The sequence below is a fragment of the Nostoc sp. DSM 114161 genome, from assembly GCF_052692665.1.
The window spans coordinates 1,868,063-1,881,225 of the sequence record NZ_CP195141.1; the positions used below are offsets into that span (position 1 = coordinate 1,868,063).

At 42.2% G+C, this 13,163-nt stretch carries 13 protein-coding genes; 5 read left to right on the forward strand and 8 right to left on the reverse strand.

Going from position 1 to position 13,163, the window contains the following annotated elements; all coding sequences use genetic code 11:
- Nucleotides 1-41: 41 nt before the first annotated feature.
- From plsY to NSTC745_RS07930, 4 genes are all read right to left on the reverse strand, one after another.
- Complete coding sequence (gene plsY / locus NSTC745_RS07915; RefSeq protein ID WP_445636662.1) at nt 42-722, reverse strand: glycerol-3-phosphate 1-O-acyltransferase PlsY; 681 nt, start codon at nt 720-722, stop codon at nt 42-44.
- Between the two features lie 91 nt (nt 723-813).
- Nucleotides 814-2,082, reverse strand: coding sequence for a DUF3086 domain-containing protein (locus tag NSTC745_RS07920; protein ID WP_445636663.1), 1,269 nt, complete (start codon nt 2,080-2,082; stop codon nt 814-816).
- Between the two features lie 190 nt (nt 2,083-2,272).
- Entirely contained in the window at nt 2,273-2,689 is a 417-nt protein-coding gene (locus NSTC745_RS07925) for a DUF3119 family protein (protein WP_445638555.1), read from the reverse strand.
- Between the two features lie 210 nt (nt 2,690-2,899).
- Complete coding sequence (locus tag NSTC745_RS07930) at nt 2,900-3,697, reverse strand: MlaE family lipid ABC transporter permease subunit (protein WP_445636664.1); 798 nt, start codon at nt 3,695-3,697, stop codon at nt 2,900-2,902.
- Nucleotides 3,698-4,157: 460 nt separating this feature from the next.
- On the opposite strand from NSTC745_RS07930, the gene NSTC745_RS07935 reads away from it, so the two are divergent.
- The 4 genes from NSTC745_RS07935 (at nt 4,158) to NSTC745_RS07950 (ending at nt 7,025) form a co-directional block, all read left to right on the forward strand.
- The gene (locus tag NSTC745_RS07935; RefSeq protein WP_445636665.1) at nt 4,158-4,454 is read left to right on the forward strand and encodes a hypothetical protein; all 297 of its coding nucleotides are present in this window, start codon (nt 4,158-4,160) and stop codon (nt 4,452-4,454) included.
- A 533-nt stretch (nt 4,455-4,987) separates the two neighbouring features.
- Nucleotides 4,988-5,809 (forward strand): signal peptide peptidase SppA, encoded by an 822-nt coding sequence (sppA, locus tag NSTC745_RS07940; protein WP_445636666.1) that lies wholly within the window; start codon nt 4,988-4,990, stop codon nt 5,807-5,809.
- Between the two features lie 114 nt (nt 5,810-5,923).
- Complete coding sequence (gene aroH, locus NSTC745_RS07945; protein WP_445636667.1) at nt 5,924-6,325, forward strand: chorismate mutase; 402 nt, start codon at nt 5,924-5,926, stop codon at nt 6,323-6,325.
- 178 nt (nt 6,326-6,503) lie between these two features.
- Nucleotides 6,504-7,025 carry an opioid growth factor receptor-related protein gene (locus tag NSTC745_RS07950; protein WP_445636668.1) on the forward strand — a complete coding sequence of 174 codons (522 nt, stop codon included), beginning with the start codon at nt 6,504-6,506 and terminating at the stop codon, nt 7,023-7,025.
- Nucleotides 7,026-7,520: 495 nt separating this feature from the next.
- Here NSTC745_RS07950 and NSTC745_RS07955 read toward each other — a convergent pair whose 3' ends face one another.
- The 3 genes from NSTC745_RS07955 to crtR form a co-directional block, all read right to left on the reverse strand.
- Entirely contained in the window at nt 7,521-7,673 is a 153-nt protein-coding gene (locus tag NSTC745_RS07955; protein ID WP_445636669.1) for a hypothetical protein, read from the reverse strand.
- Nucleotides 7,674-7,740: 67 nt separating this feature from the next.
- Nucleotides 7,741-7,953 (reverse strand): papain fold toxin domain-containing protein, encoded by a 213-nt coding sequence (locus NSTC745_RS07960; protein ID WP_445636670.1) that lies wholly within the window; start codon nt 7,951-7,953, stop codon nt 7,741-7,743.
- A 140-nt stretch (nt 7,954-8,093) separates the two neighbouring features.
- On the reverse strand, nt 8,094-8,984 hold the full coding sequence (gene crtR / locus NSTC745_RS07965; RefSeq protein ID WP_445636671.1) for a beta-carotene hydroxylase: 891 nt from the start codon (nt 8,982-8,984) through the stop codon (nt 8,094-8,096).
- Nucleotides 8,985-9,407: 423 nt separating this feature from the next.
- On the opposite strand from crtR, the gene pyk reads away from it, so the two are divergent.
- Nucleotides 9,408-11,174, forward strand: a complete 1,767-nt coding sequence (gene pyk / locus NSTC745_RS07970; RefSeq protein WP_445636672.1) for a pyruvate kinase — start codon at nt 9,408-9,410, stop codon at nt 11,172-11,174.
- 159 nt (nt 11,175-11,333) lie between these two features.
- On the opposite strand, the gene NSTC745_RS07975 is transcribed toward pyk, so the two are convergent.
- Complete coding sequence (locus NSTC745_RS07975; protein WP_445636673.1) at nt 11,334-13,115, reverse strand: M61 family metallopeptidase; 1,782 nt, start codon at nt 13,113-13,115, stop codon at nt 11,334-11,336.
- Nucleotides 13,116-13,163: the final 48 nt, after the last annotated feature.

Genomic DNA, 13,163 nt, shown 5'->3' on the forward strand with positions numbered 1-13,163 from the left:
CTATTGCCTGTTGCCTATTATGTGTCTTAGCAGTTGGCTAATTATGCAGTTTGTTTTGGTTCTGCGGTTAAATTTTGTCCAATTTTAGGCTCAGTACCAGCAATTAGTCGTTCGATATTACTGCGATGGCGGAAAATCACATACAATCCTCCGGCAATCCCAAACAGAATATATGGTAAAGGTTGATGCAAAAGCAACATAAAAATAGAAACAGCGATCGCCCCTGCAATTGAACTCAAAGAAACAATCCGCGATATCGCCACAACAACAGCAAATACCCCTGCTGTTGCTAAACCTACCTGCCAATTCATTGCCAACAAAATCCCCAAGCTGGTAGCAACGGATTTCCCGCCACTGAAGCCCAAAAAAATTGATTTACTATGTCCAAGGATGGCAGCTAAAGCAACTAAAGTTAGTATCCACGGTTGCCATAATTTTACATCTACCGTTGGGGGGATAATATTTTGAATAGCGGCAAAATTGAACAACCAATACACAAGAGCGATCGCTAATACTCCCTTCAAGGAATCAAGCATTAAAACAAATGCTCCTGGCCCTTTCCCCAAGGTTCTCAGCACATTTGTTGCCCCAGTGGAACCCGAACCAACTTCTCGAATATCAATACCTTTTAACTGCTTGACAGCAATGTACCCGGTGGGAAAAGAACCCAGCAGGTAAGCTACAACTACAGTTACCCCGCACAGAGTCAACCAGATAGCCATAATAACAATTCAAAATTCAAAATTCAAAATTCAAAAACTCTTTCCCAATGCCCAATGCTCAATGCCCAATGCCCCATGCCCGATGACTAAATTAAAAGTCATCATCATAGTTTCTCACTGTTTTGGGGTCGGGGGCAAAGGCCAACCACAAAGGAAATTGTAGTAGGGACAAACTGATTTGATCTTCTGAATCATCAATAATAATTAGAGGCAGTTGATTAGCTTTTACTAATCGGTCTGCTTTCTGAGCTACAGCTTCCGGCGCCTCAAATAATACCACGCCTCGGTCTGGGCCGAAATCTGGGCGACCGATTCCCAGACAGTCTTGCAAGCCACGACGCCATTCACCTAATCGCTCCGGTGTATTAGCTAAAACTAAAGTACGGACGCGATCGCCATACAGCTTGTGTAATATCGAAATTGCAGCTGAGGCAATTAGGATATTTTGCAAGCGACTACCCATCGTCCGCAAAGCACCTCGTCCTCCTTGGCTGAAAAACCAGTTAGAAACTCTTTCTGCGTGGACTGGCTCAAACGTCCGGCGCAATTGCCAAGCAGGGCCATAATAATCCGGCTTATTTCGGTATTGGTCAATTAGACGGCGAATTTGCTTTGTAGTATCTTGAAACTGTTGTTGGGCAAATTGCGGTATTCCCGGCTGAGGTTCAGCTGGTTTAACCTCTTTGACATCGGGTTTTTCTCTTTCTACCATAGTTGGCGTCAGTTGCAGTTGCTCAGCAGCAGCAGCCAAATCCTGTAAGCTACCCGTGAGATAATCTTTAAAACCCTGCACTCGAATTGCCAAGTCTTGAGACGTTCCTGCAAAAGTGGTTCGCATCTCATTACGGATACGTTCTTGACGGCGTTCTAGCTGTTCTATGGAAATTTGCAGGGTTTGTTTGCGTTGTTCTAACTGCACCAGCGACTCTTGTACGAGTCGTCCCAGAGAAGTTTGAGTTTCACTCAATTGTCCCTGAAGAATTTTGTACGAAGCTTGCAGGTTGGCTATTTCTTCTTTCAATGCTGCTTCGATATTCTGCAACTCTACCACTCGCTGCTCTGTTGCAACGTATAATAAACTGTTTTCTGAGTTTGATGTGTATGACCCCAGTGCGGCAGTTTCCGGTTCCAATTGCTGTGCAGATTCGCCATTGGAATTTTCTGTTGGCTCAACTGTAGAATTTACCTCTGCTGCATTAGAGATAGTTGAATCAATTGTGTGGTCTTCTGATGAGCTAATAGGTGGTGTTTCTACTAGCGAATCAACAGATGGGTTTGTTGGATTTTCAACTCCATTGCTTTGTTCTTCTGTCAACCATTCATCTGTTGGTTCTGGGGTTTGAGATGCCTCTGGGTTCATAAACAATACTGTAATTCCTATGATGCGAATAAATAACTTTCAGAAATATTACAATTAACAAGCTTTAAAAGTTCTAAGTTTTGAGAGGTACTCAATTTTGGGCTTTGAGTATAGATTAGAACTATTTGCCATTTGTGGATAAATTTGAGCGGCAGCTTCGCTCAACTCTTGGGCGAGTAAAGACTCAGCACTAAATACGCGGACAACGTTCTTCCAAGCAAGTTTTCAAGGTGTTGGGGTCAAATAAAATCGGTAAAAAGTGAATGCTTTTAACTTCTTTAAAGTAAAACAAGATGGGGACTTTATTCCAGAAAATACGCCAATTTTGCCATTCCTGGTACGGAAAACGTCGAATCAATTTTTCGCCTCTGTAAAGATCTAAATCGGTTGCGGTAAATTGTAAGCGCAGCGTTAAGGTCTGAAACATCAGAAATAAGGCAAATAGCATTATAGTAAAGCCTATCCACCTTTGTACCAATATTAGTGGAATAGCAGCGATCGCCAACACCACAGGTATATTGTAACTAGGCTTGAGTTCCACAGTTGCAGTGGAGTTAGCGGCAAATGAACTGGTCACGGTCTTAAATCCTGCTTTGTTAGTACCTATCTCTCTTATTTTAGGAGTGAGGAGTTAGCATTTAGCAGTTAAGAATGAGGAGTGAAGAGTGAGAAGTAAGGAGTTTTAACTCATATAGCGGTTGAAAAAACGTAGTTAATGACATAAACTGCTCCTAAAACCCCAACTTGATGAGACTTTCTTTGCCTGTTCCCTGCCATCGCTGATAACTCCTCACTCTCAACTCTTAACTCTTAATTCTTAGAATCCTTGGACGAATGCACTGCCAGTTCCCTGAAACATTAACCAAGAAAGAAAGAAGTTGCTAACAAAGATAATTAGCAAGGCAGTTACAACAGCAGTTGTGGTTGACTGTCCTACACCTTTAGCTCCTCCTGTTGTTGTCAAGCCCCAACTGCAACCAATTACAGCGATTAGAATACCAAAGCAGCACGCTTTGATCGTGGCGCTACAGATATCCCAAACACCAAGAAAGTTGCGGGCTGAGTCTAGAAAGACTGTATCGGATAGGTTGTAAATATTTGTCGCAACTATAAACCCCCCTAACATCCCTGTCACCAAAGACAGCAAGGTTAAAATTGGTAACATGAACAAACAAGCAAGGACGCGGGGGACAACCAGATAATCGATTGGATCTGTTCTGAGCATCAACATAGCATCGATTTGTTCTGTTACCCGCATAGTACCTATTTCTGCTGCAAATGCAGAACCCACTCGCCCCGCTAAAATCACTGCTGTTAACACGGGAGAAAGTTCTCGTGTCAAAGCTACGGAAAGCACTCCCCCAATAATGTTTCCTGCGCCAAAATTGATAAATTCTCGTGCTACCTGAATGGTAAATACCGCGCCGACGAAAATAGCCGTTAATAAAGCAATAAATAGGGAATCTGGCCCAACTGCCGCCATTTGCTCTATGGTGTTGCGCCGATGGATTTTACCCCTTACTAGGTGAACTAGCACTTGCCCACCCAAAAAAATCGCTGCCAGCAACCGCTGACTCCACTCTTCTAAACTGGATTTGGATGTAGTCTGGTTCAATGTTCTGTAGCTAACTCGGTAACTGCCTTAAGAATAGCGGAAGTGATGGGGAATGGGGAATGGGGAAAGGGAAAAGGGAAAAGGGAAAAGGGGAAAGATTAAATTTATTCCTTTTCCCTTTAACCTTTTCCCCTGCCCAATGCCCTGTTTGCCCCATGCCCAAACAAACCCTGAACATTAACTTACTTTAAAGATGTTCTCAGAAAATAAAGCTGGTATTAGACGTGTTGCTTAGAAATGAATAGCTGCTAACTTTGGCTGTAACCTTGACTAGACAGGTGTTTTGTAAATGTAAGTAGTTTTTAAAATCTCTTGCATGTGGTGTGACTGGTATCAGTTTATTTTAATGAAAACTTAAGATTTTTGACAGATTGCCTGCTCGCAAGCGATCGCACGTATTGTAGAAAATGACAAACCTGTATCTAGCTACTGTCATCTTTACTCACGGAGTTTGTGTTCAATGACCATTTTCACTAACTTTCTCCGCTCCTTAGTACTAACGCTCGTTTTTAGTTTTGTCGCTCCTATTTTTCTCGTTGGCGCAGGATTGCTGTTTTTGTTCCTGATCGGTCACTTCCCTGGCTTACAAGAGTTAACTGAGGCGATCGCTACTGGGATTGTCCATTTTCTCGCCACTTTTGGCAGTGGTTCTCCTCTACACGGATTATTTGTAATCAGTTTGACCTGTAGTTTTGTCGGCACACTGTTTGACATTTACGTTTGTTATCGGTGTCAAATTTTACGAATCGATTCTTAAGTAGTGAAAATAGCTTTGATTCAAATACTCATAGGTATACAAAACTAAAAAGCCATCTTTTCTAAAATAAAAGTCTTATGGGCGCATCCTCGATAGCGATCGGTTTTGCTCAACGAATTTTTTATTAGTTAAAATTACTGCCAAAGTTATTGATTAAATACTTCTCAGTTATTAGTTATTCATTACTAATAACTACTGCGTATGTGCGGCCATAACAAACGGATTCTTCAGGGCTAAAAAGATATAACACTGAATATTTCGGAATTTTCAAGCTGGGAAAATAGCTAAAATAGTCTTTATTAACGATCGCACTGGACGCTAGACTAGAGTTTGGTATTTTATATTAACCACAATCTACAACAACTCCATCAGCATCCAGCGAAAATGCCACATAAAAGTCTCTGCAAAATATAAAAAATTTCTTAAAATTATCAAGAAAATAGTGCCTGCTGATGTTTTTTAACAGAACAAAGGAGGTCGTTTGGCGGCTGGGCATCTTATATTAAGTTTATTACGAGGTATGTTGACAACTCATGGTTTGGCCGTTTAAGCCCAAGTTTAAGAAACAAATTGCGCGGATTGAAATTACTGGTGCGATCGCCGGTGCTACTCGCAAACGCGTCTTAGAAGCCCTGAAAACTGTAGAAGAAAAAAAGTTTCCGGCTTTATTACTGCGTATCGATAGCCCTGGCGGTACAGTCGGAGATTCTCAAGAAATCTACAGTGCCCTCAAGCGTTTGCGCGAAAAAATTAAAATCGTTGCCAGCTTTGGCAATATCTCCGCTTCTGGAGGTGTCTACATCGGTATGGGAGCCGAACACATCATGGCTAACCCAGGTACTATTACAGGTAGTATTGGTGTGATTCTGCGTGGGAATAATTTGGAACGCTTATTAGAAAAAATTGGCGTTTCTTTCAAGGTAATTAAGTCCGGCCCTTACAAAGATATTTTGGCTTTTGACCGAGAACTGACTCAACCAGAAGCACACATTCTCCAAGAATTGATTGACACGAGTTATCAGCAGTTTGTCCAAACAGTAGCCGATGCCCGTTCTTTGGCAGTAGAAACCGTCAGAAGTTTCGCTGATGGACGGATTTTTACTGGACAGCAAGCCCTAGAATTAGGTATTGTAGACCGCCTGGGTACAGAAGAAGATGCCCGTCGTTGGACAGCAGAACTAGTCGGCCTCGATCCAGAAAAAACTCTCTGCCATACCCTAGAAGAACGTAAACCTTTATTGAGTCGCGTTTTACCAGGGAGTCGCCAAGTTTCATCTGGAATTCGATCTGGAATTGATTGGCTTGAATTTGAAATGTCTACTAGTGGGTTACCCTTGTGGTTGTATCGACCCTAACATCAGTTAGGAGTTAAGAGTCAGAAGTTGAGAGTTTTAACTCCTAACTCCTAACTCCTAACTCCTAACTCCTAACTTTTATGTTTTAAGGAGGATTTTGGCGTGGAGTGGCAAATGCGGGCTATTCGCGGGGCAACAACAGTTGCCGAAAATACTGTTGAAGCAATGCGAGAAGTGGTTACAGAATTACTGGATGAACTAGAAAACCGGAATCAATTCCAGCCGAGTGACATTATTAGTGTCACTTTTTCAGTGACACGGGATTTAGATGCTATTTTTCCGGCTGCGATCGCCAGATCGCGTCCAGGCTGGGATAATGTGGCAATGTTAGATGTCCAACAAATGCACGTTGAAGGCAGTTTACAGCGCTGTATCCGCTTCTTAATCCACGCCAACCTGCCAGCTTCCGCCTCAATTCATCATATTTATTTACGCAATGCCGCTAGCTTGCGTCCCGACTGGAGCTTGCCACAGCCTTTACAAACATCACAGCAAGCAGTTAAGTCAAAAGTGTAAAATCTTTAGACAAATTTTATCTAAAAAAGAAAATTGATAAACTATTACAGTGGTAACTGGGCTGCTCAACGTGGTGTGATTGATGGGAAAATATTACTAACTTCTCGTCATGATTTGCGATTTTTGCTAAGGCGATCGCACTCAAAATTGAGATATTGAGTTATCGAGGTAGTTGGTAATGATTGTCCCATTCTACTTAGGGGAACAACCAGACTCAGAAGGTCGGACGATTACCGAAATATGGGCTTGGGATTTTGAAGAATTGGAGTACGTCCACGATTACATTCAGTGGTTGTTTCCTTTAACTGAGCCAAGCGCATTTAATTCTCATGCTCCCATTGTTGATGAGCAAGTAATTCAATCATTTCATAGCAACCCACGCCTACGTCAAAATTTGCTGCGTTCCTTCACAGTCATGCTTCAGTTTTATGGTTTGCAACGCCAGCAAAGTGAGGACGGAAAAATAATTATCAGCAAGTCAGAAGACTATGCCAACCGCAAAGGCGAATGGGTTTGTATGTTTAACCACAATTATCTTCGCATCACCCGGATTTTAAAGTGCTTGATGACTTTGGGATTAGAAAATGAAGCCCAAGGGTTTTATGAATCCTTGCGGCAAATTTACCAAGAAAATAGCAATGAGATTGGTTCTGAAACATTTCGTTATTGGACAATTGCAGTTAAAGGGAATGAGTTGTAATAAATCGACTAACCACGCTTCAGGGGTTTCTGGTTCATAAATCAAATCTAATACTTTTTGTTCAACTTAGTCAGCCAGTTCAATAATCTCTGCAAGGCGTTGCCGTACTTGTTAAGCAATATCAGGTTGCCATTGACGTAGTTTTGTATCGAGTTATTGAACTAAAGCATCCATTTCAAATTTACACAACAAGATGTAGTATTTGCTTGTATGTTATTATATCTGCCATCAAGCTTTCTCTCAGATACTAGTCTCACTAATTGCCTTTTAAAACAGATATTTTCACTCTTGAGTTACTGAAATCAGTTTCAAATTATTAGTTACATTCTGTTTAAATTCAATCGAATCTTCTGTTTTAGTGAATTCGTCGAATAATTTGAAAAACTGGTCTAATGCAGTCTATTCGTCTTGCGAGAAAAATAGAATAATCTGATCCCACGTTTGATTGGAAGTTAAATTAAATTTCTGCTGAATCCAAGTTTGAAATTCCGAAAATTATTGTTCTTGTTTTGTTTGAGGAATCCCCATTTGGCGACGGGCAAAGCAGTAAACTGCTAAAAAAGTGCGGAGATTGGATATGGAAGTTCGTCCTAAATACATAGCAGGACGTTTGCGAATATTAGAAATTAAGTCATACAAATCAACCATATGTCCCTCTTACTTAAAATTCCGTTTCAGTAATTTGGAAATTGCCCCCTAAATCTTGGGCAGGGCACTATAGGTTATTAATCCAGTCTACCTTGGGAATTCCTTCAGGGTGAATGTTGTCAAATATGAGTTCTTCTGCATCAATTTCAACAGCGATCGCTTCATGCCGTCCGTTAATAGAGATGTTTTGTTGGAGGCGTTCATGGTAGATGTTGCAGAAAGGATCTTCTGTACTACCTGTGAACAGGCTAATCTGTTTACCAGAAATGTTTTGAGCCATTAAAAACTGACGCAAGGCAATGGCGCAAGGAACACATTCAAAAATATGGAACTATGCAGCGATCGCACTCAGTTGATTTTGAAGGCTTGCGTTGGTCATGATGTACTTTTGTCACGTAGCGATCGCTTTATCTAACAACTCTATTCTTTATGATGATGAAATCTGATTCCCAAAAAAATGTCATAAAGAAATTCAAAAAAGTCTTTTTTCTGTAATAAGCCAGAAGTTTGATAACAACCTTTTTCATCTAAAAGAGGCTTCATTAGGTAATAGGTAGGCTGGTAATTATACCAAGGTATAGAAGGCCACAAATGATGAATTAAATGGTAGTTTTGGCCTAATATCAAAATATTAAGAATAGAGTTGGGATAGACACGGGCATTTTTCCAGCGATCGCGCTCTATAAAAGGACGATGAGGCAAATAGTCAAAAAATAACCCTAGCGTTATCCCGACTACAAAAGCAGGGACAAACCAAAAATTCAGAATGTAACCTAAAAAATTGTATTGAACTGAAATATATACAATTGAAGCGATAATTAAACGGCTAATGAACCATTCTAATAGCTCATATTTACGCCACAGTCGGCGTTGAAAGAAAAATACTTCATGAGATAAAAATCGAAATGCAATTAACCACAAAGGGCCGCCTGTAGAGACATAATGATCCGGGTCGTCTTTGGGGTGGTTCACATGGCCGTGATGTTGCAAATGTACCCGCGTAAACACTGGAAAAGCAAAGGCTAACATCAATGCACTGCCATGTCCTAAAATTGCATTAATTATTCGATTGCGATGAGCAGATTGATGACAGGCATCGTGAATTACTGTCCCAGCACAATGCAAGGCAATAGTGTTAATACCAAAACACAGCCAATGCGGCCATTCCCAAAGCCAGTAACCAAAGTTAGATAAAATTAACATTCCCACAGCAGCTGAAAACAGCAGTTGTGTGGGATTGAAATCACCAGGAGGCGCTAAAAATTCCTTGGGTGGTATTGTTAATGGCTTTTGTGCCTCCGACGCGAGCATTATTAACATCAACTCCTTGTTTTTTTATTAAACATTACGAATATACGACAAAGATTAGGAAATAGTAAAGATTTGTAAATTTTTATATACCAAGATTTATCCAGACCTTAGCCTATGGGCAGATGAATAACGCTATGATTCCAGACGAGGCTTAGTCTTTGCTCATGAGTGGGGTGTGAAAGAAGATGAGGGGGATGAAGGGAGATGGGAGATGAACGGAGACAAGGGAGAGGGGGAGACAAGGGAGACAAATTGCTACCTTGTCCCCCTTGTCTACCTTGCCCCATGCCCCATGCCCCATGCCCAATGCCCATTTCTCCTATAACCCTACTTTAACTGCTGAAATCTTATAGCAGTGACCAGAAAGGAGATGCCATTTAAAGTTACGATGACTTCCCAGATAGCTCCCTAAATTCAGCCCCTATGCAATTAAGAGATTCTCTACGCCGGACAAAAATTGTCGCTACTATTGGTCCCGCCACAAGCAGTCCTGAAATGCTCAAGGCGATTATTGAAGCGGGAGCAACGACACTGCGGCTAAACTTCTCCCACGGCACTCATGCAGATCATCAGCGTAATATTCGCTTAATTAGACAAACTGCTTTTGAACTTAATCAACCAGTGGCTATTCTCCAAGACTTGCAGGGCCCAAAAATTCGCTTGGGGAAGTTTGACAATGGAGCTATAGTTGTAGCAAAAGGCGATCGCTTCACCTTAACAAATCGTCCGGTTATCGGTACCCAGGAAATTAGCTGCGTCACCTATGATTATTTAGCTCAAGAAGTCCCGGTTGGTGCAAAAATCCTCCTTGATGATGGACGAGTGGAAATGGTGGTGGAGGAAATTAACCGTGACAAAGGTGATTTGCACTGCCGCGTTACCGTCGCTGGTAAACTTTCTAACAACAAAGGCGTAAACTTTCCTGGAGTTTACTTATCAATTAAAGCAATGACCGACAAAGACCGAGAGGATCTGATGTTTGGTCTAGATCAGGGTGTAGACTGGGTAGCACTTTCCTTTGTCCGCAATCCCCAGGATTTGATGGAAATTAAAGAGCTAATTTCCAGTACGGGTAAGCAAGTGCCGGTGATTGCCAAAATTGAAAAACACGAGGCCATTGAACAAATGGAAGCGGTTTTGGCTTTGTGTGATGGTGTGATGGTCGCCAGAGGCGATTTAGGCGTGGAACTACCAGCAGAAGATGTCCCCGTGTTGCAAAAGCGGCTGATTGCCACAGCAAACCGCTTAGGGATTCCCATCATCACTGCCACTCAGATGTTAGACAGCATGGTAAGTAATCCCCGTCCCACTCGTGCCGAAGTATCAGATGTCGCAAATGCAATTTTAGACGGCACGGACGCGGTTATGCTTTCTAATGAAACTGCTGTAGGTAATTACCCAGTAGAAGCCGTGGCCACAATGGCACGCATCGCCGAGCGCATCGAGCAAGAGGAGGCGCACTCAGTAGTACGTCAACTACGAGATACCAGACGCTCTATTCCCAATGCTATTAGTCAAGCTGTGAGTCAAATTGCAGAACAACTGGGAGCAGCAGCAATTATGACTTTAACCCAGACTGGGGCAACAGCTCGTAATGTCTCGAAATTTCGTCCTCATACACCGGTTTTAGCAGTAACACCCCATGTGAACGTGGCGCGACAACTACAAATGGTATGGGGAGTAAAACCGCTGCTAGTACTGGGATTGCCTTCCACAGGTCAAACATTCCAAGCTGCAATCAACGTGGCTCAGGAACTAAAGTTACTGTCTGAGGGAGATTTAGTAGTGATGACTGCTGGGACACTCCAAGGAGTTTCTGGTTCCACAGATTTGATTAAAGTTGAAGTGGTAACGGCAATACTAGGTAATGGAATTGGACTAGGCCAAGGTTCGGTCAGCGGTCGCGCACGGGTGGCAAATACTGGCATGGATGTTAGTAACTTTAATCCCGGAGATATTTTGGTTGCTTCTCGCACCAATGCTGATTTTGTGGAAGCAATTCGCAAAGCTGCTGGGATTATTACGGAAGACGAAAGTCTTACAAGCCACGCAGCAGTCATCGGCTTGCGTCTTGGTGTGCCAGTGATTGTTGGCGTGAAGCAGGCGACGCAAGCAATTCGAGACGGCGCAATTATAACGCTGGATTTACAACGGGGTTTGATCTACTCTGGGGCGGTGAAAACGTCTTAGTAATAGGGAATGGGGCATGGAGCATGGGGCATTGGGCATAGGAAGAGGACAAGGGGACAAAAGGAGATGGGGGAGTGTGGGGAGTGGGGGGGAAGAGAATTTGTGCCTCCCTCTGTTCCCACACCTTCCACACCTCCTGCTTGCCCAATGCCCAATGCCCTAAACACTCGCGATCGCTACCCCAAGCCATGCGGCAAAGTTTTGCTGCTGTGTTGAGTCGGGAGAATCAACAGGTTTCACTTGATACTTAGTAGGATTTGGCGATCCTAGCGTAATGGAATAAGTACGCAGTTCGTCTTGGTGGAAAACTGCGACCTCAATCTTATCGTTTGGTTGGTAATCTTTGAGGCGATCGCTTAAACTATTTGCCGTTAACTTAATTCCATCAATTGCCAATAACTCATCACCTGCATCAATTCCCCCAGCTTGTGCAGGTGAACCCGCTTCAACAAACTTAATAATCTCTCGTCCATTTTCAGTATTTATTCTTACACCCAAGTAAGGTTCTTCCTGCTGTTCTGCTACTAACTGTAAACCAAAGGGTTCTAAATACTGATTAAATGGCAAATCTTCAGTGGTATGAATGTAGCGCTCAAAGAAATCTGCTAAATCAATTCCAGCCACAGATTCTATAACTTCTTGCAACTGTTCTTGGGTATAGCCAATTTCAGCTTCTCCAAATTGCTGCCACATTTTCAGCATTACGTCATCGAGGGAACGCTGATTGCTGTGAGTTGAGCGAATCAGTAAATCCAGCAATAACGATACCATTTCTCCTTTTAAATAATAGGAAATTTGGGAATTACCGCTATTGGCATCTGGACGATAGAGTTTTATCCAAGCATCAAAACTCGACTCGGAAAGAGGCTGTACTTTCCGCCCTGGTGTAGTTTGATATCTGGTAATTTCTTTACTTAAATGATTCAGATAGGACTTAGCATCATAAATTCCTGCCCGCAAAGGAATTAACAAATCGTAGTAACTAGTAGTCCCTTCACAAAACCACAAGCATGGAGTGTAATTTTCCTGGTCATAGTCAAAAACTTCTAATGCTTTTGGGCGAATTCGCTTGACATTCCACAAGTGAAAGAACTCATGTGCTACTAATTGCAGAAAGCGATCGTACTTTTCTGGAACGCGAAACCCAAAACGCTGATAAATTAAAGAGCAAGAGTTTTTATGCTCCAAACCCCCAAAAGCTTGGCTAAATAAATGTAACAAAAATACATATCGTTCATAGGGCAAACCGCCGAACATCTGTGCTTCTACCTGAATAATTTTTTGGATATCAGCAATCATCTGCTGCACTTGATAATTACCTTCTCCCCAAATTGCCAATTCATGGGGTTTTCCCAAAACCTCAAATTGATACAATTCGTGACGACCAATTTCAAATGGACTATCGACAAGAGTATCAAAATCGCTAGCCAAAAAAGTATTCTTTTCCTCGCCAATGGCTGGTAAAGCAGTAGTTACCTGCCATTCCGGCTGTGGTGGTACGATGGTGACACGAATCGGTTGTTTTTCCCAGCCAGATATTCTAAAAAATATTGCTGCACCGTTGAAATAACCGTGGGTAGCATCCAAGTGATTTGTCCGTACCGATAGCTCATTGGCAAAAATCCGGTAACGTATAGTTAATTCTGAAACGCCTACTTTATCTATCTGCCAGTGGTTTTTACTAATTTTCCGCCAAGGCAAAGGCTTATCCTCTGCAAAAGCCACAAAATCCTGTAAGTTCTTGGCGTATTCCCGAACTAAGTATGAACCTGGCGTCCATACTGGCAGTTTTAAATCAAGAATCGGCCAGGGATAATTCACAAGGCGTAAAGTCACCTCAAACAGATGAGTTTCTGGTTGGGGCATTGCCACCAAGTAATGAATCGTTGGTGCAATTTCCTGGATGTGGGTATTGGGTCGAGATGCAGTTGCTTCAGTCATCTTGTGTGCTGAGTTAATATTAATGAGATTTTTAGATTTGTCTCAATA

What these genes read in the sequence shown, in the direction of transcription:
- plsY (WP_445636662.1), bottom strand. Translation starts at nt 722, where the DNA reads ATGGCTATCTGGTTGACTCTGTGCGGGGTAACTGTAGTTGTAGCTTAC.
- NSTC745_RS07920 (WP_445636663.1), bottom strand. Translation starts at nt 2,082, where the DNA reads ATGAACCCAGAGGCATCTCAAACCCCAGAACCAACAGATGAATGGTTG.
- NSTC745_RS07935 (WP_445636665.1), top strand. Translation starts at nt 4,158, where the DNA reads ATGACCATTTTCACTAACTTTCTCCGCTCCTTAGTACTAACGCTCGTT.
- sppA (WP_445636666.1), top strand. Translation starts at nt 4,988, where the DNA reads ATGGTTTGGCCGTTTAAGCCCAAGTTTAAGAAACAAATTGCGCGGATT.
- aroH (WP_445636667.1), top strand. Translation starts at nt 5,924, where the DNA reads ATGCGGGCTATTCGCGGGGCAACAACAGTTGCCGAAAATACTGTTGAA.
- NSTC745_RS07950 (WP_445636668.1), top strand. Translation starts at nt 6,504, where the DNA reads ATGATTGTCCCATTCTACTTAGGGGAACAACCAGACTCAGAAGGTCGG.
- NSTC745_RS07955 (WP_445636669.1), bottom strand. Translation starts at nt 7,673, where the DNA reads ATGGTTGATTTGTATGACTTAATTTCTAATATTCGCAAACGTCCTGCT.
- NSTC745_RS07960 (WP_445636670.1), bottom strand. Translation starts at nt 7,953, where the DNA reads ATGGCTCAAAACATTTCTGGTAAACAGATTAGCCTGTTCACAGGTAGT.
- crtR (WP_445636671.1), bottom strand. Translation starts at nt 8,984, where the DNA reads ATGCTCGCGTCGGAGGCACAAAAGCCATTAACAATACCACCCAAGGAA.
- pyk (WP_445636672.1), top strand. Translation starts at nt 9,408, where the DNA reads ATGCAATTAAGAGATTCTCTACGCCGGACAAAAATTGTCGCTACTATT.
- NSTC745_RS07975 (WP_445636673.1), bottom strand. Translation starts at nt 13,115, where the DNA reads ATGACTGAAGCAACTGCATCTCGACCCAATACCCACATCCAGGAAATT.